Here is a 20,455-nt window from a genome sequence, read left to right as displayed (position 1 = left end):
AAGTCTTTCAGAATTACTGGCGTTTAAGCGCGCGTATCCACTTTGACAACAACAGCTGAATTTATTTGGTAGGGATTGATTTTTACAACGAAACAGTCTAGGCGCTGAGCTTACTGCGGTGCTATTAGTTAAAAGTCAACTGTTGGAGGCTGTCATATGAATGCGCTGATAGACTTTCAAGCCGGCAGGCTTGCGGCCCTTATAGGACGTGGGGACATGTTGGGGATGAGAATGTTTATGGAAAACATGCACATCCCGCTGGATGTACAAGACAGGTTATGCAACGAGATGCACACTTTGAGCGACCCAATGCGCGTCGCATCCTGGCTCGAAAATAACGGACACTCTATGATCCCGGAGCGTTTAACCTACTGACTCAACAGTTAAAAGGGCCAATCATGGCCCTTTTGTTTGCTACTGGTTAGACAGCTTTCACCACGCAGAACCGCCCATACTGATAGTCTCGCGCAGCAAACATCAGGTCTCAGTCGCAGGCGTCAATCGCCAGCATCAGGCGTCGATTGCGGGTGTACACTTTCGATAGTGCAGCACCTTCAAGGATTTCTCCTCATCCACGTCGGCGTACACGGCAGGATTGGCGATACGTGTTACAAACGCCAGGGAGGGTGCCGTCTCGTCGACCTGTGACATCAAAAAATTACTCCCAAGCTCAGGGGCATTCAGACATAGCAACAGGTCGCCGCCTTCTTTTACCAGCTCAGGTAAGCGCCTCAGTAAGCGCACATAATCTTTGGTGGCGATAAAACTGCCTTTTTGGTTGCTGGGTGGATCGGCAATCACCAGGTCGTAGGGGCCGTAACGGGTCAGCTTACCCCAGCTACTGAAGATATCGTGGCCGAGAAATCGAGCGCCCCCCACCAGACCATTGAGGTCATGGTTTTGTTTACCAATGGAAAGTGCGCCCTTTGCCATGTCGATATTCACTACCTCGGTCGCGCCTCCAGCCAGGGCCGCCACCGAAAAGGCACAGGTGTAGCTGAAGAGATTCAGTACCTTCTTTCCCCTGGCATGCTCATGTACAAAGCGGCGACCTTCGCGCATATCGAGAAATAGCCCGTGATTCTGGCCACGCATCAAGTGCACCAAAAACTTAAGTCCCTGCTCCTCAATCACATGACTGTCTGGCAACTCACCGCAGAGGCATTCAGTGCGGGTACCGGCGCCACTGCGATACTGATATACCAATATCAGGGGAGCAGCTTTGCCTACACGCTGCCAAAACGTCTCCAACGCAGCTTTTGCAGTCGCCAGCTCATCGGCACTGAGTTCACAAAACGAGGTCAGCAGCAACGCCGGTGCATACCAGTCAAGACACAGGTGCTCTGCGCCGGGGTAACGGCCTCCGCGACCGTGAAAGAGACGTCGGCAGTCTTGCGGTAATTCGGCCGTCGCTAAAAAGTCGATAAAAGCCTGCATGAAAACCCGGCTCCTCTAAAAATAGGCTTCTGAAAATACAATGGGCGGCCAAGCCGCCCATTACTGAAACAGGTTTGGCGTTCAGCCCTTATCAACCGGAGTGTCGTTAGCCGGTTTAAGCTCTGAGTCCACATCATCGGCGAGCAATATCGCCAGCCAGCGGCCACTGCTGCTGCGCTCCAGGGCGATTTTCACAATCATGGTCAGGGGCACCGACAGGAGCATACCCACAGAGCCAAGGAGCCATCCCCAGAATATCAAACTGAGGAACACCACCAGGGTCGATAACCCCAGCCCGCGCCCCATGAATTTGGGCTCTATCACGTTGCCCATCACCATATTGGTGCCAAGGTACAGCAGCGCTGTGCCCCCCGCCGCCGCGGGGCCAAGCTGAATAAAGGCCAGCAGGATAGCGGGAATGGCAGCGATAATCGAGCCGATATTGGGGATGTAGTTAAACAAAAAGGCGATCACGGCCCAAAGCAGCGCATAGTCAACACCAATAGCCGCAAGACCAATCCCTACCACGGCGCCGGTAGCCAGGCTCACCAGCGTCTTAATCACCATATATTGATTAACCGAGTGTAGAAACTTATCGATTTGCTGCAAACGCATCTCGGGGTCATCCAGCGCCAGGTGCACTTTTTTCGGCAGAGACTGGGCCTCGAATAACATAAAGACAATGGTCAGGATAATCAGGAACAGGTTCGCCATCACGTTCCCCACCCCCGACAGCATGTTGGTCGTCATCGACAGGGCCATGCCCGGGTCAAAATACGCCAGCACCTGCTCTTTGGAAATGCGGATATTTAACGTTTGCAGCTTTTCCAGTATCCAGCCAAATTGCTGAATCAGCTGATCACGATAGTGAGGCAACTGTTTGGAAAATTCGTTGATGGAACTGCCCACCAGGGTGGCGAGCCAAAGCCCCAGCATCACAATGAAAAACATCAGCAGCATCACCGCGAGCCACTTGGGCACCCGAAAACGCATCATCCAACTGATAACCGGGTTGCAGATCACCGCAATAAAGGCCGACAACACAAAAGGAACCACGATGGGACTGGCCGCTTTAATGCCGGCCAGAATGACCACCACGAAGGCCATGATGGCAAAACCACGGAAGGCTACCGAGGTCTGTTCAAAGGGGTTTGGCAAAATAAAATCCTTCTATTTCAAACAAAACTTGCTAACCTTGCCTTCAACTTCCATTGAAGACAGACAAGTGGACAGGGTTATGAAATCAGAGATCGCCACGATTCGCATCAAAAATCTGCGCCTGCGTACCCATATCGGTATCAAAGAGGACGAGATCCAGAATAAACAGGACGTTATCATCAATGTGGTCATCGCCTATCATGCCGGACGCGCTCAAACGAGCGACAACATGGACGATGCACTGAACTACCGCACCATCACCAAACACATCATTGCTTTGGTGGAAGAAAACCGCTTTTCCTTGCTTGAACACCTGACCGCACGGGTGCTTGATATCGCCTCTGAGCACGAAAGCGTTATTGACGCGCGGGTGGAAGTCGATAAGCCACACGCTCTGCGCTTTGCCGATTCAGTGTCCATGGAGCTCAGCTACCACAAAAACGCCTGATCTCATTATGCCTATGCAGAGTATATGCTTGTAAGAAGCGGTTTTTTCGGAGCAGCGTATGAACATATTACTGACAGGCGGCACAGGTTTTATAGGTCGGGCACTGGTCAGTGCCCTGTCTGAACATCAACTCACCATCCTCACCCGGGACACAGGCGCCGCAGCTGAGTTATTGGGCGAGCAGCACCATTACCTGCGCTCCCTCGATAAACTGGAAAACCTCGATGGTTTCGATGCCGTCATCAACCTCGCAGGCGAACCCATAGTCGGTAAACGCTGGAGCGACGCCCAGAAAAAACAGCTCTGCCACAGTCGCTGGGATCTGACTGCCTTGCTCACCGGTCTTATCCAGCAAAGCAGCGAACCGCCTGCGGTGTTTATCAGCGGTTCGGCTATCGGCTATTACGGTGCCCAGGGCAGCCAACCGCTCACCGAATCTTCAAGTCCCCACAGTGAATTTACCCACATGCTCTGTGAAAAATGGGAGCAACTGGCGCTGGACGCAACAAGCGACGTGACCCGGGTGTGTATTCTGCGCACCGGTATTGTGCTTGGAAAACACGGCGGCGCCCTGGCCAAGATGTTGCCCCCCTTCAAACTCGGTTTGGGTGGCCCCATTGGCAGTGGTCAACAGGGCATGAGCTGGATCCATTTGGCCGATATGATTGGCCTGATACGTTTCCTGCTAATCAACCCCAAATGCAGTGGCATCTTTAACGCGACGGCTCCGAATCCCGTCAGCAACCGGGTCTTCTCCCAAACACTGGGCGAAGTGCTTCACCGCCCAGCCCTGCTCCCGGCACCCGCCTTTGCCCTCCATGCCCTGCTGGGGGAAGCCGCCATCATGGTGCTTACCGGTCAGTACGTGCACCCGCAGAGGGCAATGGAGGCTGGGTTCGGCTTTCGCTTTCCCTATTTGCGTCAGGCGCTGGAAGATCTGCTTTAACACTCAAGTCTCGGTGCGAAGCAGCGACAGGCAGCTTTGGGACAACAGCTCCCGGCAGCGCCAGTAACCGAGCACGGCAACCAGTGCGGCCCCCAGCAGTGGGGCCTGCAGCCACCACTGCAGATGCCAGTTCACGCCAAGTTCAAACACCCAGGTTTTAAGCAGATAGAGCACGGCTTCTGTGACAACCACGGCCACAATCCCCGCCACGGCGCCCAGCACTGCAAATTCCAGCGTGGTTGCCAGCCGCAATAAGCGCCCACCGGCGCCAAAGGTGCGCAGCACAGCAAGCTCACGTCGTCTTACCGACATGCCCGCTTCGGTCTGCGCCCACAGCACCAGACTGCTGGATGCAATCACCAGTGCCAGCACGACCCCAAGTGCCAGCGACACCTGGGATACTATGCTTCTGAGCTGGGCCACCATGGCGCCTACGTCTATCACGGACACGGTAGGGAATTGCTTAATCAGCGACACGACCAGGGGCCGTTTGGCCTCATCGAGGTGAAAACTCAGCATCGATGTGTAGGCAAAGGGTGCCAGGGCTTCTTTTGAAAAAATCATAAAGAAATTGGGCTGCATGGTCTCCCAGCGTACTTCCCGCAAGCTGGTCACCCGCACATCCAGAGTCTGGTTATCGATAACGAAACTGAGACTGTCCCCAAGCTTCAACCCCAGACGCTCGGCAACCTTGGTCTCCACCGAAACCCCGTCCGCGACATTATCAAACTCGCCCGCAATCAGGCGGTTATTGGGTGGCAGGCTATCTCGCCAGGTCATGTTCAGCTCGCGGCCAATCCCCACCCGCCCGGTGGCTCCTTCTTCGGACTGGCGTTCACTGATGAGCGCCTCACCGTTGATGGCAGAAAGCCTGCCACGGATAACCGGATAAATATCGGTGCGTTCGATGTGATTTTCGGCCAGGAACTCGGCCATGGGCGCTTCATCCTCCGGACTGATGTTCACCAAAAAGAAGTTGGGCGCCCCCTCCGGGAGTTGCTTCTGCCAGTCATCCAACAAGTCCTGACGCAATGCAAATATGGTCAGCAGCAGCACCAGCGCGGTAGAAAAGCCCACCAGCTGCACCGAGTTTTGTGCCGCACGGCGCCTGAGCCCCGCCAACGCCAACTGCAGCGGATTGGTGGTTTTAAGCCCGGCGCCATGGCCAAGGCGGATCATCACAAAGCCAAGGGCAAACAGGATCAATCCCAGCAGCAAAGCGCCAAGCACCACAGCGCCGGTCAGCTGCCATGAGCGGGAATAGGCATATCCCAGCAGCGCCATGGCACTGAGGCTCAGCGCCGCATGCAGCCAGACGCCGGCACTTCGCCCGGTGAGTTCACGCTGGAGCACCCGAAGCGGCGGAATAGCGAGGAGACGCAGCAGCGGATAGGCCGAGAACATCAGCGCACTGATGCTGCCTGTCAGTACGCCAAGCAGCACAGGTCTGAGCAGCGGCGCCTCATAGGCCGTAAGCTCTGGCGGCAGGAACCGGGCTATCACCGCATCCAGCCCAAGCCCCCCAAGAATGCCCACCAATACGCCAAACGCGGTCACCAAAGACAGATGCAGCGCAAACAGGGTGCGGATTTCCTTCGCTGAAGCGCCAAAGGTTTTGAACATGGCCACCACGTCGTAGTGACGCTGGCAGTATCGCTGCGCGGCGATACCTATGGCGGCGCAGGCAAGCGCTATGCCCAGCAAACTTGCCAATAACAGGAAGCGCTCGGCGCGGGCAACGGCGCTGGCGATGGGGGAATCACCGGACTTTACATCCCGAAGGCGCTGAGAGCTGGTGAGCTCGGCCTTGAGCAACTCATCCAACTCGGCCAATTGCGCGCTGTCACCGCTGAACTGATACAGGTAAGTGACCCGGCTGCCGGGACCGACAATACCGGTGGAGGCCACATCATCCAAGCCCATCAATACCACAGGTGACGAAGCAAAGGGATTAAAGCCCGCATCGGGTAAGCGTTTGATTTCTTTGGTCAGATTAAACTGCCTGTCACCCAGTTCCAGCGACTCTGACTGGCCAATCAGGCCCGCCAGCCGCCCTTCGTACCAGAGGGTGCCTGCCTCGGGCAGCAACCCCGTCGGGCCATCCGCCAGCTCAATTTCGCCTTTAAGCGGGTAGCTGTTGCCCACCGCGCGCACTGTGACCAATTGAAAGGCATCTCCCGACCAGGCCATGGAGTTGAATAACATGCTGTCGGCACGCGCAAGGCCAATGGCGTCTATCCTGGCCAGCAGCTCAGTGCTGAGTGGTTGGGGGGAGTCCACCACCCTGTCGGCGGCGGTAAATTTGGCCGCTTCCCCGCTGATGGCCACCTGCAGCCTTTCACTCACCCGGGCAAGGCCTGTAACAGCGAGTACGGCCAGGGAAATGGCAAACAGGATAAGCAACAACTGCCCCTGTCTGAGCTCGCGCCAGAAGAGTCGCAATGCCAGAGACTTCAGCATGCGGCCTCCTTGATGTTGGTTTCGACCTCTGCCTGTGCATCCTGTCGAGGCGCTTCCTGCGCCGCGGTTGTCTCGGCAAGCTCACCTTCGGTCATGGTGAACTGCCGCTGACAGCGCAGCGCCAGTTGATTGTCGTGGGTGACCAGTACCAGAGTGGTACCAAGCTCCGCGTTGAGGGCAAACAGCATATCGGCCACCTTGTGGGCATTGCCGCCGTCAAGATTGCCTGTGGGTTCGTCGGCAAAGAGGACCTTGGGTTCACAAATAAAGGCGCGGGCAATGGCCACCCGCTGCTGCTCACCGCCGGAAAGCTGTTTGGGCAAATGATTTACCCGGTGGGAAAGCCCAACCCGCTCGAGCATGGCCTCAGCCTTGGCTTTGGCGTCTTTCATCCCGGCAAGCTCGGCAGGCAGCATCACGTTTTCCAGGGCAGTTAAGGTATCAACCAACATAAACGACTGGAAAATAAAGCTGATTTTTTTCTTTCGCAGAGCCGCTTTGGCTTCTTCGCCAAGATTGGACAAGGCGCTGCCGTCAAGCCAGATTTCCCCTTCGGAGGGTGTATCCAGAGCCGCCAGCAGCCCCAGCAGCGTGGACTTGCCCGAACCAGACGGCCCGATAATGGCCACACTTTCTCCCGGCTTGACTTCCATATCCACGCCTTTCAGGATAGTGAGCTCCCCTTCCTGGGTTTGAACCTTTTTCTTGAGGTGGACGACTTTGATGGCATGCATTTTTGACATAGTTTCCTATTTCCGTAAATCCCGTGGTGTGGCCGCTTTGCTGGCCTGCCTGGTCCTGGCGTTCCCCCTGAAGGCCGAAACTATATTAATCCTCGGTGACAGCCTGAGTGCAAGTTACGGTATGGAAGAAAACCAAGGCTGGATCAATTTGATGCGCCCTCAATTGCCATCCCATACCCTGATTAATGCCGCCGTGAGCGGCGAAACCAGCGCCGGTGGTCTGCGCCGATTGCCCGCCCTGCTTGACTCTGCCAAACCTGAGCTGGTGTTTGTGATGTTGGGGGGGAATGACGGCCTGCGGGGATTTTCACCCACAGAGCTGAAAAAGAATCTTACAAAAATCATTGACCTGAGCATAGCGTCCGGCTCCAGGGTACTCTTAAGCGAAGTCATGGTACCCACCAATTATGGTGGTCGCTACGCCAAGGCATTTGCTGACGTCTATCAAGAGTTGGGAACCCGTGAAGGGGTTACCCTGATGCGGTTTTTCATGACAGACATCATTATTGACCCGACCCTGATGCAACGGGATGGTATACATCCCAACGAAGCGGCGCAGCCAAAGATAGCCGAGATTATGCTGCCCTATTTCAGCAGCGCACTTACCGCCAAATGAGGGATTGACTTGAGGACCGAGCCCGGCTCCTCTATAAGCTGTTAGTCAACAGTGTTCAGAGATTGTTGAAGGACGCCCCCGGTCGGATGACATTGCAAGGAGCATCAAAGTGAAATCATCCCCAATCCGCATCAGCCATGCCCCGCAGGCATCCACTGTGGCCAACGGCATTGCCAATCCCAATTTGGCCTGTCTGCTCGCCATCGCCGCAATTTTTACGCTGCAAACGCCGCTGGCTCAGGCCTCGCCTCCGCCCTTTGAAGTCGCGGTAGACAGCCAATACGATTGGCTGCTTTTGTCTTCCAATGAGTTGCTCAAAGGGGAAATCAAGCATCTTTACGATGACAGATTGGAGTTTGAAAGCGATAAACTCGACACCCTGATTATCGACTGGGAAGACATCAAGGCCCTGAAAAGTGCCGGGACCCTGTCGGTGGGTCTGGTGGACCTGAGCACACTGACAGGTCAGCTTGAAATCCGTAATCAATCGGCCTGGCTCGATGGTAAACCCTTCCCACGCAGTCAAATCCTGACCATCATCCCCGGTGTGCAGCGTGAAGCAAACTATTGGTCGGCCAAAGTGTCCCTCGGTGCCAATCTGCGTTCGGGTAACACCAGTCAGGTGGATTACAGCGCCAGCGCCTCCATTAAACGGCGAACAACCGAATCGCGCCTGAACAGCGACTACATTGGCAAGTATTCCAAGAGCGAAGGCGAAAACACGGTAAACAACCACAGGCTGGCGGGTAACTTCGACTGGTTTATCTCAAAGCGTTTCTATCTGCGCCCGGTGTTTGTGGAGTATTACCGCGACCCATTTCTCAATATCGACACCAAGCTGACCCTGGGGGCCGGTGTGGGGTACGATCTTATCGACACAACCAAAACCGAATGGACCATAGGCGGCGGTCCGGCCTACAGTTATACCCGCTTCGTTGAGGTGGGAGCCGGCGAGCCTGAAGATGAAAGCTCAGCGGCACTGGTATTGGATACCCGCTTCGAGCACGAACTGACCGACGATATCGACTTCACTGCCCGCTACCAGATGCTCTATGGCAGCGAAGCCTCCGGGGGCTATTCCCACCATGCACTCACCGGCTTTTCCATCGATTTAACCGATATCTTTGATTTGGATGTGTCCCTGGTGTGGGACAGAACCAACAAACCCAAGGCGGATAATGACGGCGCAATCCCCAAGAGTAACGACTACCAGCTGATTATCGGATTTGGCATCGATTTGTGAGAATCAGCTCACACATATGCCAAACAGCAACGAAATCCCACTCACAACCGAGCTTGAGCACCCGCTTTTTAAGCGAAAACTCATGCACCGGGAATAAAGTGAACGAAAGTGTGTGCCGGAACAACATTTCTGCAGCAATTCCCCGGTAGGATCCGCTGCAAAGAAACCAGTCAATGGTTATTGTACCCAAGGAGTGACTATGTCTTTTAACCATCAGCAAAAAGTCTATCTGCCCACGGACGCCCGTACTAACCAGTACATTACGGCAGAAATCAAACTCACGGACGCCCTGCTGAACCAGTACCCCGATGTCATGAGCTGCTATCAGGCGCTGGCAAAACAGTTCTTTGAACTGGCAGAACGCCATGACTTGCGCAATGTTCATGTTATCGCCAACGATAAACTGCCTGTTGTTCGCTTTCACACCGAGGCCTACTGTCTGGAAACTGACCAGCAGGTCATTTTCTTCTACAACCCCCGCTACCACGAAGCGCAAAACCTGTTTGCCCGCGCCGATTACCGCACCCGTAAAATCCGCTTCCTGTTCCTGGCCGTGGGTGACGAGCTGCGCGCCAATTCCGCCAGTTTCCATACTCAGGTACAGCAGCTGCTCAAAGAGCTTTCACCTCAGCTGGCACTGGAGCAGCCCATTAAAATCCGCGACCACCAGCACCTGACCTATGATTTGTTCGCCCGTGCCAAAGGCAACAAGAAAACCTACGGTTATAAGCTGCGTGGGATCCCTCAGCGCTATAAGGCCCGCAAGTGCGAACTGCCCGCAGATGTGAGCGCGCTGAGCTACGCCACTGTGACTCTGCCACTGGGCCGTCGCCTCAAACAGCGCCTCGGTGGTGAGCATCCCAGCAACTACGGCGATATTTACGCCAAATTGCAGGACAGCTTCCAGAAGGCCGTGTTGGATCATGGTTTTAAACGCGCTGCCATGGTCGCCAATGGCCTGCTGCCCCTGGTGAGAAACAGTAAGTTTGATCGCCTGGAATCCAACAAAGGCGTGCAAATGCTGGGCTTTGATCCCAATGCCAGCGAGCCCCAGTTTTTGGCCCACTGGCAGCCAGACAACCTGGTAGAAACCGCCTACTTTGTGATTGCAGCCGGCAGTGAAGACCACACAGATGCAGGGTTTGGCCGCTTTATGAATGAAGTGGAAGATGCGCTGCGCCAGTTTGCCCGGGACATAGACCTCGATGGTGAACGTCAGGATCTGGTTATCCGCTTCCACCAACACATCAGCTACAAGCGCTGATGACAGGTGTGACTACCACATAATCATCTGCTTAAGATTGTTAAAAAGGAGCCTCAGGGCTCCTTTTTTGTTTCTCGTCAGTTTTGTTCCCCCCTTCAGAATAAACCAGCGCCTTGCGGCCAACATGCGCCATCACTCGGTGGCTATTGCCAAGCCCCTCTGGCAATGATAATAATCAACACCGCGTTCAATAAAACAAACAACAAGGAGCCATCACATGACCGCGAGCGGGATCAGTTCACATGCCGTAGAGACTTTTATGAGCCATGAGCGAAGCCACTTTATCGAGCGAAACCCCAAGTCCCGCAGTTTGGCCGAACGTGCGCAAAAATCTCTTTATGGCGGCGTCCCCATGCATTGGATGGCCGACTGGTCAACGCCCTTTCCGCTGTTTGTTGAAAGCGCCAACGGCGCCCGCTTCAGGGATGTGGATGGCCACGAATATGTGGACTTTTGCCTGGGTGACACCGGCAGCATGTTCGGCCACTCGCCGGCACCTGTGGCCTCGGCCCTGGCACGCCAGTCGACCAAGGGGCTCACCACCATGCTGCCCGGCGAAGATGCCATAGTGTGCGGCGAGATTTTGAGCGAGCGATTTGGTCTGCCCTACTGGCAGGTGACCGCCACGGCCACAGATGCCAACCGTTACGTGGTGCGCTGGGCCCGCGCCATCACCCAAAAGCCGGTACTGCTGGTGTTTGATGGCTGTTACCACGGCACTGTTGATGATGTCATGGTACGCACGCAGGGTGACCAAACCGTGCACCGCTCCGGCCTGGTGGGCCAGGTATATGATTTAAGCCAGTACAGCCGCGCGATTCCGTTTAATGACACAGACGCGCTCGAACAGGCACTGAAGCAAGGTGATGTGTGTGCCCTCTTGTGCGAACCGGCCATGACCAACATAGGGATGGTGATGCCGGATGAAGGCTTTATGCAAAAGTGCCGTGAATTGACCCGTCAATACGGCGCCTTGTTCGTGGTTGACGAAACCCACACCATTTCCACCGACATAGGTGGCTGTACTCGGCTGTGGCAACTTGACCCTGACTTTTTCGTGATGGGCAAACCCGTCGCCGGCGGCGTGCCCTGCGGCGTATTCGGTTGCAGCGAGGCCATGAGTCAGGCCATGCAATCGGCCAAAGCGAGGATCAATCAGCAGTCCCACGGCCATGGTCACAGCGGCATGGGCACCACACTGTCGGCCAATGCGCTCGCCATGCACTGTATGCGGGCCAATCTGGAAGACGTGGTCAATCAAAGTGCATACGACCATATGCTGCCATTGGCAAAACGCCTCGCTGCAGGCTTTCGCGATGTCATTGCTAAACACAAGCTGCCCTGGTCTGTGACAGAGCTTGGCGCCCGCTGCGAATTTCAGTTCTGCCAAACACCGCCGCGCACCGGCGCCGAGGCCGAAGCCGCCTTCCACGATGAGCTGCAGATGGCACTGCATTTGTACCTTATCAACCGCGGCATTCTGATCACCCCGTTCCACAACATGACCCTGTGCTGCCCCCACACCAGCGTTGCCGATGTGGACAAACTGGTCAGCACGCTCGATGAGGCCCTGACCAGCCTGCTTGCCATCGAGGGGGCCAGGTTGTAAGCCACTGGGGTACTGTGGCAGCCATGCTGTCACAGTACCCTCACCACCGGGCTTGCACGGCTGAGTTTTTAGGCTGTAGCTACCGGGGTCCATCATGCTAAACTCGCGCGATAGATGGATTTTATGGTAACGGGACTTTGGCAAAACGCGCTGTTCGCCTGCTTGGGATCTTGCTCCTGTGCTTGCTGCTGCTCATCTCGGGCTGTGCGGCGGTCCTGTGGTATCAGGGCAAAGACTGGCTGACATCCCTTGCCAGACAGGAACTGGCCAAATCCGGTATTACCCTCAACAGCCTTGCCTGGCGGCTCGAGCCCCAGGGCATCACCCTCGAAAACCTCAATCTGGACATCGAAGACAGTCGCCTGCAACTCACCGGATTGCGCATCACCTTCGACACACCCCTTACCGAACTCACTCAGAAGCTCATCAGCGACTATGTCAAAGGCGAGCTGAGTCTGCCCCTGCCCCAAAGTATTGCACTGGAACACAGCTATGTGTTTCTGGGCAGCCGCTCACTGATGGCCGCAGGTACGCATCAGGCCGATGACAGGCCCGCGGTGGCGCTGAATTTGAACAAGCTGCCCCATATTGCACTGGGGCCTGTGGAGATAGATACCCAACAAGGCAAGCTGTTGCGACTGGAGTACCTGTCGCTCAGTGAAGACAGACGCCTTTTCAGCCGCATCGCTAACCCCGATGGCAATAAAATACTGGATTTACATGCCAATCTGGGGAACGACGCTTGGCAAACTGAGCTGGGGTTATCGCTGCCTGCCGCCCATGAGTTAACGAAACGACTGGCCGATACGGCCCTGCCCATCACACCGGACAACCCGCTGTTTGGCTTTTTGCAGCAGGTACGTGTGCTTGAATCCAGACTAGGCCCCTCCGTCACAGGCGAGCTGGATATCCAAAGCAGCCTCACCCTGAAAACGGCAGCGCTCAGGAGTAAGCTTCATCTCAAGGAGGCTGGCCTCACTCTCGGTGCGCTGGAGCAAGTCTATTTCAGCCTGAGCGACACCCTACTGACGGCAAATATCGATGCAGGAATGGCCCGTGTCCAATTAAGCCCGCTGCGGATTAACACCACATTGAGCCATTCCCAGCGCAAGGCGCTGCTGGCGGTATTGGGCCCCGAGCCTGCCCCTGATTCCCACGTTCAGACAACCCCGGACGCTGCGTCAAGCGCCGCAGACACTGAGACCAACCAAGCCTGGCTGGCAGCGCTCGACTCGGCGCTGTTTGACGCAAAACCGCTCAGCCTGAGCCTCACTCTGCCAAACGGCATTTCCATCACAAGTGGTGAGCCTGTGTCTGCCCACATCGTTGCCGATGCCAGCGCTGGCCCATGGCAGCTGGCAATGGCCGCAACCCCCACACTGAATGGCGATTTACGCGAGCCACTTGATGACCTTAGAAGCCCCCTTGAGATAAAGCTTGCCCATAGCGGCGAGCTGAACCTCAGCGACCTGCTGTCCAGCCTCGGCCTGACACTGGCGACGGATGCAGACCAGACAGCAAGCATCAGCCTCGCTAAGCCTCAGTTGGCCCTGACGGCTCAGTTAGCGTCACTATCTGCCTCACTATCTGCCTCACTATCTGCCTCAAAATCTGCCTCAAAATCTGCCTCAAAATCTGCGTCAAAATCTGCGTCAAAATCTGCGTCAAATTCCGCATCACAGCCGACTTCACAACCGGTTTCAGAACAAGCATCCCAGCCAACATCGCAGAAAAACAGTGGGGAGAGCGCCGCAGAGACAGGGAGCCTGACCCGTGGGGTGGCAGCCACAGCCAACAAGGCAGGCAATGCCAGCAGCTCAACCATCATTGGGCTTGAGCTTGATGCATTCAGCCTGGGTTTTGACAGCGTCGCTCTGAACGCCACAAACACAGAGAACCTGTACCAGCTGAGTTTGGGTGAAAGCCAGCTTCATCTGAATAAAGACCCCGCCAGCCCCATCACTGCAAACTACCGCCCTGCCACGGCGTCCCATCCGGGGGCGCTTGATGTGGCGCTGGGAGTAAACCACGCACAGCCGCAAAAGACAGCGCTTGAATTGAGGTTACGGGGCGTGTCAGTCAGCCAAAAATCCCTAACTCAGGCGGATTTGGCGCAAACGCAAGCTCAGACCCTGCTCAAGCTCGATGTGGGTGACATCACCTTAAGCTCTGCTCTACAAAAGCCCTTGGCATTGTCACTGCCATTACACTTTGCAACCAAACAGAGCGCTCAGGTCGAACCGCTGTTATCAGCCATGCCGAAGCTCGCCTCAACCCTGCACCTTAGCGACATCAGGGCGCAGCGGCAGGTGCCACGCAGTGCCGGCAGTAAGCGCCTCAAAACCACCCGCCTCGATGTGGACTGGGTCGAACTAAAGCAGCAGCTCACAGCAAAACCTGGACAAGTGCAAACCGCTGAGCAGTGGCAACTCGGGCAACATCAGCCGATACGACTACAAAGCCAGCACCGACTTGGCTTAAAAGCAGGTACTGTGCAAACGCTTAATGCCAGTTGGCAGGGCGATAACAGTCTTGGCAATTGGCGTGAGGCCCTGGCTGGCAGCCTGAATTTTTCAAGTGACATTCCTCTTTCCGGCGATACTCACCTCAGTGCACAGATAGCGCTGGATATGGCCAAACAAACCACAGATCTTCGGCTGAAAACCGACTTATCAGCGCTTGAAGGCAGCGTGGGCAGTTATCCGTTTCGGGGCGGCAACCTCAGTGCCACTTGCGGCCTCTTTCAGGACAAACGTCGTGACAGTGATTTTCGCCTGGGCTGCGACAACCTGAGCTGGTCTCTCGCCCATTTTCAGCCGGGCATCATCCTCAGCGACATTAGTGGTCAGGGCACGCTTGCGCTGCAAAGCGCTGAGGACGGCACCTTATCCGAGTTTGATATCGATCTGACCAGCCGGGGCAAACTGCTGGAAGGCGAATTTTTGCTGCCCCAGTTCAAACTCAATCTCAAGCAACCCTCCCATGCCTATCTGGTGCTGACGGGGCTCAGCCTCGAAGAGCTGCTGGCGCTTCAACCGGTAGAAGGTATCCGCGCGGACGGCATCTTTGATGGTGTACTGCCGGTGGATGTGCGAGAACGCAAGGTCAGCGTCAGTGGCGGCCGCATTGCCGCCCGCGCACCGGGAGGCCTGATTGAAGTCTCCAACAACCCGGCGGTGGATGAACTGGTGGCTTCACAGCCCCACCTGGCGCTGGTATTTGATGCCCTGAAGCATCTTGATTATTCGAGCCTCGCCGGTAGCTTCGACATGGTGGATAGCGGCGATGCCCTCATCAGTATCGAAGTAAAGGGTAAGAGTGAGGGCATTGAACGCCCTATACACTTGAATTACTCTCATGAAGAGAACTTACTGCAGCTTTTTCGCAGCCTGACCATAAGCGAAAAGCTACAAAGTCATATTGAACAGAGTGTTAACTGAGGGACTCGCCCGTGAAATTAGTCGCACCCGGCCTTGGCGCCATGATGGCGCTACTGATAACAGCCTGCTCGCCGACGGTCAAAATTGAGCCGCCCGACAAGCCGATTGTTATTAATCTGAACGTGAAAATTGAACACGAAATCCGCATCAAGGTGGACAAGGAGCTTGATGCCCTGCTCGCCGACGACCAGCTGTTCTGACCGGAGAATGCGATGAAAAGATGGATAATGATGACAGCCGCCGCCCTGCTTTCTTTCAATGTGTTTGCCATGGATCTGCAGCAGGCCAAATCGGACGGTTTTTTGGGCGAGCAGCAAAACGGTTACCTCGGCCTGATAAAAGACAACCCTGAGGCCCGCGCGCTGATGGAAGAAGTCAACACCAAGCGCCGCGCCCACTACGAAAAAATTGCCGCCAAAAACAAGATTGCCACCTCAGATGTGGCCAAACTCGCCGCCGAAAAGGCCATCAAGGCAGCCGACAAGGGCCACTTTATCCAGGACCCATCGGGTAAGTGGATAAAGAAATAGTTTGTGCAATCAGCATAAGCTGCGTTTCACGATCTGGCGGAGTACCCAAATCCCGGGTACTCCGCCATTACATTATATTGGTCACTGCATCTCAGACGTTGAGAACCTGGGCTTGAGCCCTATAGACGTCAGGACGCACTTAAGGACCTGGTGTAACCTTGCTTGAAGCGAAGTGCCACGTTAACCAGCAGGATAAGCACAGGCACCTCCACCAGCGGACCTATCACACCGGCAAACGCCTGATCTGAATTCAAGCCAAATACCGCAATTGAAACGGCTATAGCCAACTCAAAGTTATTTCCCGTGGCAGTAAACGCGATAGAGGCGTTTTTATCGTAGGGAAGCCCAAGCTTTTTACCAATATAAAAGCTTGAGAAAAACATCAGCACAAAGTAAAGCACCAAAGGAAGGGCGACCCGCAGCACATCCATTGGCAGCTGCACTATCATTTCCCCCTTGAGGCTGAACATCAGCACTATGGTTGCCAATAGCGCTATCAGCGTAATGGGCGAGATAGCCGGGATAAAGCGTTCTGTGTACCACTGCTCGCCCTTGGCCCTAATCAGGTATTTACGGCTTAAGAAACCCGCGACAAAGGGAATACCGAGATAAATGAGCACGCTTTTGGCAATATCCAGCATAGTGATATCCACAGCAACCCCCTGCAGTCCAAACAGAGGCGGCAGGACAGTAATAAACAGCCACGCCATAAAGCTATAGGTCAGAATTTGAAACGCGCTGTTTAAGGCTACCAGTCCTGCGCCATACTCCTTGCTGCCGCCGGCAAGATCATTCCATACCAGTACCATGGCGATGCAACGGGCAAGGCCAATCAGGGTCAGGCCGACCATATACCCCGGGTAGTCCCGTAAAAACAGCAGGGCGATGGCAAACATCAGTATCGGACCAATCAACCAGTTCATCAGCAGCGACAGGGTAATGGCACGGCGATCCCTTGCCATGGTGCCCATGGTGGCGTAGTTCACCTTGGCCAAGGGTGGATACATCATCAGGATGAGGCCAATCGCCAGCGGCACGTTGGTAGAGCCCACTGACATCGACTCATTGAGCTGGGCGATACCGGGAAACAGGTAACCGAGTGCTACCCCTAGCGCCATGGCAACAAAAATCCACAGGGTGAGATTGCGATCAAGAAAGCTCATCTTTTGGCTGACAGGCACATCAATACAACGATTGGTCGTCATCGAAAGACTCCATAGAATTCAGATAATTCATAATATCAATAACATGGTAAACCAGTTGAAATCGGGGCCACCACCAAAATGCTTACCTTTATATGGCCAATGTACGCCCCAACACCCCGAATAAAGCGCGAATAAGTCGCAGATTTTCGTTTTTGTTTCGACTCACAAACCATCAACAAAGAGCTGGATGAATCGTCCAGACCATCATCCCCCTGAATGTCCCGCTGCCGGGGAGGGATGTGTAAATGAGGAGAGCGGCGAACTTAAATAAAAAACCGGCGCATGGCGCCGGTTTTTCTGCACTTACTTTTCAAAGGACCGAGCGGTAAACATCACCTGCACTGCCAGTCAGCCAGAGTGCAGGCCGTTTACTTTGTGCTTAAAAGCGCAGACTGGTGCTGTCAGTCGCCCCATCGTTGTCAGTCACTGTGAGGTTAACCTCACTGGCGCTGCCAGCGCGGCGCAGCACCACGGAGCTTGCGAAACGGGCACCGTCGTTAAACTGCCACAGCTGCTTGCGGATACGGCCATCGGTATCGTAGCTCGCTGATACAAAGAGGTGAAACAGACCAAAGTCCAGATGCTCGATGGCAGCCACAGGCGCTTTGTTGTCGGCGTTGACGCCAACCCCAACCTGCTGAGTCACAGTGGTGCTGCCACCCAGATTATCGGTCACGGTCAGGCTCACCTGATACACACCGCGGTTGGCAAACTTGTGTTCAACCGCATCCCCCATGGCCTCGGTGCCATCACCAAAGTTCCAGTGAATGGCATTAATGCCACCATCGGCATCGGTGGCATTGGCCACGAACGCCACCTTGCGACCACGTACCTGATAGCTGAAGTTGGCAACAGGCAGTTCATTGGCGCGTTCCAGCTCCAGTGAAATCACCACAGGGTCGTGATCCGATGAACGATAGGCATCCATGCTGTAGAGGGACTCCACCTGCCCTGCACTCTTGAACTCGACGTTGTAGTCAAGAATGCGTGGCTCGTCGGTGTTGATGTGCCATTCGGTCACATCCACCACTTTCTCCAGCAAGGCAACATTCGCCAGTGCATGGTCGAGCTGACCAGACTCACCGGAGAACACATAAGAGTAGGCCGATTCTTTGCCCAGATGAGCAAAGAGTTCGGTCAGTCCGGCTTCATTCAATGCCGTCAGTGGGTTTTCCATGGCGTAGGAGTTAAGGTCACCAATCACCAGAACCGGGGCGTCAGCAAACTCGGTGTTCAGGAACTCACCCACGGCTTTGGCGGCGCGGGTGCGGGTCAGGTTACAGTTGCCCTGGCCATCACCCAGATCCGGGTCATTTTCAGCAACACAGTCACTGCCCTTGGACTTGAAGTGATTGACGGCGACTACGACTGGCTCATCGGTTTCCAGATGACGGAACGCCTGTGCCAGCATGGGGCGGTTTTTCTGGTCGTTAAACAGAACCTTGCCATCTTCATCCACAGCCGAGTTGCTGCTGTCGAGGATGGCGGCAGCGCCTTCCGGCGTCACCTTGTCAGTGCGGTAGATGATACCGACGCTGATGGCATCTGTGCCAATCGCTGGCACCGCCGGGTCAATGTAGCCGTAGCGGCCCGCTTCTGTAGCGGCATTGAGGCCGTTGACCAGGTCGGCAATGGCAGACTCACTGCCGAAACCATCATTTTCGATTTCCATCAAGCCCAATATATCGGCATCGATGGCCTTCATGGCACTGATGATTTTCGCTCGCTGACGCTCAAATTCCACGGCGGTATTGGCACCGCGCGCGGTGGGGAAACCGCCGCCCAGGCCATCACCATTGAAGTAGTTAAGCACGTTGAAGCTGGCGACCTTGAGGTTACCGGCATCCAGCGCCGGTGCATCGGTGCGCGGATTACTGGCAACAAAGTTAACTGTATCCAGCGGCATAAGGCGGTATACGCCAAAACCATAGTGCATCACGGCTGTCAGGTTGGTCACAGTATCACCCACACGCACTGTGTTGGTGGCGCTCAGACCCGGCGCAGGATAGATAACAGGGTCGGGGTTCTGGCTGGTGAGACCATCGTCCAACAAAATGCTGTCACGCTGGTTGGCAGCGGTTACAGCCAGGGCATCGGCGCCGGGGGCCGCGACCTGAGTACCAATAACGTGACGACGGCCACCCAGCATGATTTCGCCGTAGCGGCCCAGGTTATAAACCTCATTGACCACCAGATTCTGGCTGAAGTTAACCAGCATGCCTTCAAAGGCTTCAAGCTCAGTCACATCGTTTACCGGCAGGCTGAGGGCGGCGGCCGTTGGCAGCGGCTGAGCCGTGGCACAAAGCGTCTTGTCGGTGAGGTTGGTCAGCTCGGTCAGGCCCTGATACTCCACGACCTTGGCTTTAACGCGAACCCGATCACCCACCAGATAGCCAGTGGGGGCGTTACCGGTATACAGGAATACCCCTTCAGAAGTTTGTACATCGCTGTCTTGCTCGGCGTCGGCCATTTGCAGGAATAAGCCCTTGAGGCCAGCCTCCTGATTGCTCACCACTACGGCTTCCACTTCCACTATTTGGCCGACCATGGGGCTTGTTGTGCCTGCGCCCTGAATACTGTGAATGGCGGTGGCAGAAGTACCGCACACCATGCCTTCTGCCGGTGGGTCAGTGGGATCGGTCGGGTCAGTCGGATCGGTTGGGCCGCTGGAAAACTGGCCCAGATTGGAGAAATCATCCTGAGCAAAACCAATCCAGTTGCTCAGGGTTACCGCATCGTATGGATCTGTGTCGGCAACCAGGTTGGCCCCATCCCGGCGCAGGGTATTGTCGGCAGTGGACAACAAACCGCTGCCCCACTGGCTGCCGGGGTCCACACCAATCTGGCCGAGGCTGTCGATAACACTGCCAAGGTGTTCCAGTACTATGGCATCGTCACCGTTAAAAAAACTGGCGTTACTGGCAAGTTGGGTGCGGTTTAAAATATCGGCGCTGGCATCGTTGTCAGCAACCACAAAGGTGGCACCCGAGGCCAGGATCCCACTGAGGGCAATGTTACTGCCAGCGGTGCTGTTGCCGTTAAAGTAAAACTTAAGCTGATATTGGCTCAGGTCTACCGCGGCCGCGGTTGGATTGTAGAGTTCAATGGCTTTATTGTTGCTGGAACCTTCGACATATTCAGAAATGACGAGGTTGTCGGCGGCAAAGACATTGGCAGAGACACCCGCCAACGCCAGAGCGACCAGGGACGCTTTGGTTTTCATGTGTTAACCCCTAAAAATTGTGGTTGTGCTTTTTATATAATTATCCGCACGATATGCTTTATCGTATTGATTTACCCAGATATTCTGCGAAAATCGGAACCGATTCTACATCAGAAATGTTACAGGTGGGTGT

15 protein-coding genes are annotated in these 20,455 nt (G+C 55.2%); 9 read left to right on the top strand and 6 right to left on the bottom strand.

What is annotated here, in order from left to right:
• Positions 1–510: 510 nt before the first annotated feature.
• Both SAMA_RS07755 and SAMA_RS07750 read right to left on the bottom strand, forming a co-directional pair.
• Positions 511–1,437, bottom strand: coding sequence for a class I SAM-dependent methyltransferase (locus SAMA_RS07755; protein WP_011759606.1), 927 nt, complete (start codon positions 1,435–1,437; stop codon positions 511–513).
• 81 nt (positions 1,438–1,518) lie between these two features.
• On the bottom strand, positions 1,519–2,544 hold the full coding sequence (locus SAMA_RS07750; RefSeq protein ID WP_049757981.1) for an AI-2E family transporter: 1,026 nt from the start codon (positions 2,542–2,544) through the stop codon (positions 1,519–1,521).
• 130 nt (positions 2,545–2,674) lie between these two features.
• Between SAMA_RS07750 and folX the strand changes: the two genes are divergently transcribed.
• Entirely contained in the window at positions 2,675–3,043 is a 369-nt protein-coding gene (folX, locus tag SAMA_RS07745) for a dihydroneopterin triphosphate 2'-epimerase (RefSeq protein WP_011759604.1), read from the top strand.
• Between the two features lie 58 nt (positions 3,044–3,101).
• Positions 3,102–3,989 (top strand): TIGR01777 family oxidoreductase, encoded by an 888-nt coding sequence (locus SAMA_RS07740; RefSeq protein ID WP_011759603.1) that lies wholly within the window; start codon positions 3,102–3,104, stop codon positions 3,987–3,989.
• A gap of 3 nt (positions 3,990–3,992) precedes the next feature.
• Here SAMA_RS07740 and SAMA_RS07735 read toward each other — a convergent pair whose 3' ends face one another.
• Together SAMA_RS07735 and SAMA_RS07730 are read right to left on the bottom strand one after the other, a co-directional pair.
• On the bottom strand, positions 3,993–6,449 hold the full coding sequence (locus SAMA_RS07735; RefSeq protein ID WP_011759602.1) for an ABC transporter permease: 2,457 nt from the start codon (positions 6,447–6,449) through the stop codon (positions 3,993–3,995).
• Positions 6,443–7,192 (bottom strand): ABC transporter ATP-binding protein, encoded by a 750-nt coding sequence (locus SAMA_RS07730; RefSeq protein ID WP_011759601.1) that lies wholly within the window; start codon positions 7,190–7,192, stop codon positions 6,443–6,445. The genes SAMA_RS07735 and SAMA_RS07730 overlap by 7 nt, the downstream gene beginning before the upstream one ends.
• Between SAMA_RS07730 and SAMA_RS07725 the strand changes: the two genes are divergently transcribed.
• The 7 genes from SAMA_RS07725 to SAMA_RS07695 all read left to right on the top strand — a co-directional run bounded on the left by SAMA_RS07725 (position 7,173) and on the right by SAMA_RS07695 (position 15,894).
• The gene (locus SAMA_RS07725; protein ID WP_086015244.1) at positions 7,173–7,808 is read left to right on the top strand and encodes an arylesterase; all 636 of its coding nucleotides are present in this window, start codon (positions 7,173–7,175) and stop codon (positions 7,806–7,808) included. The two genes, SAMA_RS07730 and SAMA_RS07725, sit on opposite strands and share 20 nt — an antisense overlap.
• A 109-nt stretch (positions 7,809–7,917) precedes the next feature.
• Positions 7,918–9,051 carry a DUF481 domain-containing protein gene (locus tag SAMA_RS07720; RefSeq protein WP_011759599.1) on the top strand — a complete coding sequence of 378 codons (1,134 nt, stop codon included), beginning with the start codon at positions 7,918–7,920 and terminating at the stop codon, positions 9,049–9,051.
• A gap of 199 nt (positions 9,052–9,250) precedes the next feature.
• On the top strand, positions 9,251–10,315 hold the full coding sequence (locus SAMA_RS07715) for a DUF3083 family protein (protein WP_011759598.1): 1,065 nt from the start codon (positions 9,251–9,253) through the stop codon (positions 10,313–10,315).
• 217 nt (positions 10,316–10,532) lie between these two features.
• Positions 10,533–11,924, top strand: coding sequence for an aspartate aminotransferase family protein (locus SAMA_RS07710; protein ID WP_011759597.1), 1,392 nt, complete (start codon positions 10,533–10,535; stop codon positions 11,922–11,924).
• Positions 11,925–12,061: 137 nt separating this feature from the next.
• The gene (locus SAMA_RS07705; RefSeq protein WP_011759596.1) at positions 12,062–15,364 is read left to right on the top strand and encodes a YdbH domain-containing protein; all 3,303 of its coding nucleotides are present in this window, start codon (positions 12,062–12,064) and stop codon (positions 15,362–15,364) included.
• Positions 15,365–15,405: 41 nt separating this feature from the next.
• The gene (locus tag SAMA_RS07700; RefSeq protein WP_083766438.1) at positions 15,406–15,564 is read left to right on the top strand and encodes a YnbE family lipoprotein; all 159 of its coding nucleotides are present in this window, start codon (positions 15,406–15,408) and stop codon (positions 15,562–15,564) included.
• A 12-nt stretch (positions 15,565–15,576) separates the two neighbouring features.
• Positions 15,577–15,894 carry a YdbL family protein gene (locus SAMA_RS07695; protein ID WP_011759594.1) on the top strand — a complete coding sequence of 106 codons (318 nt, stop codon included), beginning with the start codon at positions 15,577–15,579 and terminating at the stop codon, positions 15,892–15,894.
• A gap of 128 nt (positions 15,895–16,022) precedes the next feature.
• Here SAMA_RS07695 and arsB read toward each other — a convergent pair whose 3' ends face one another.
• Positions 16,023–17,099: an ACR3 family arsenite efflux transporter gene (gene arsB / locus SAMA_RS07690; protein ID WP_011759593.1), complete on the bottom strand. Its 1,077-nt coding sequence runs from the start codon at positions 17,097–17,099 to the stop codon at positions 16,023–16,025.
• A 379-nt stretch (positions 17,100–17,478) separates the two neighbouring features.
• Positions 17,479–20,322 (bottom strand): ExeM/NucH family extracellular endonuclease, encoded by a 2,844-nt coding sequence (locus SAMA_RS07685; protein WP_011759592.1) that lies wholly within the window; start codon positions 20,320–20,322, stop codon positions 17,479–17,481.
• Positions 20,323–20,455: the final 133 nt, after the last annotated feature.

The sequence above is a fragment of the Shewanella amazonensis SB2B genome, assembly GCF_000015245.1.
In the GTDB taxonomy this organism is placed as follows: domain Bacteria; phylum Pseudomonadota; class Gammaproteobacteria; order Enterobacterales; family Shewanellaceae; genus Shewanella; species Shewanella amazonensis.
The sequence above is the reverse complement of the archived record's forward strand: the minus strand, read 5'-3'. Positions and strand labels throughout refer to the sequence as shown.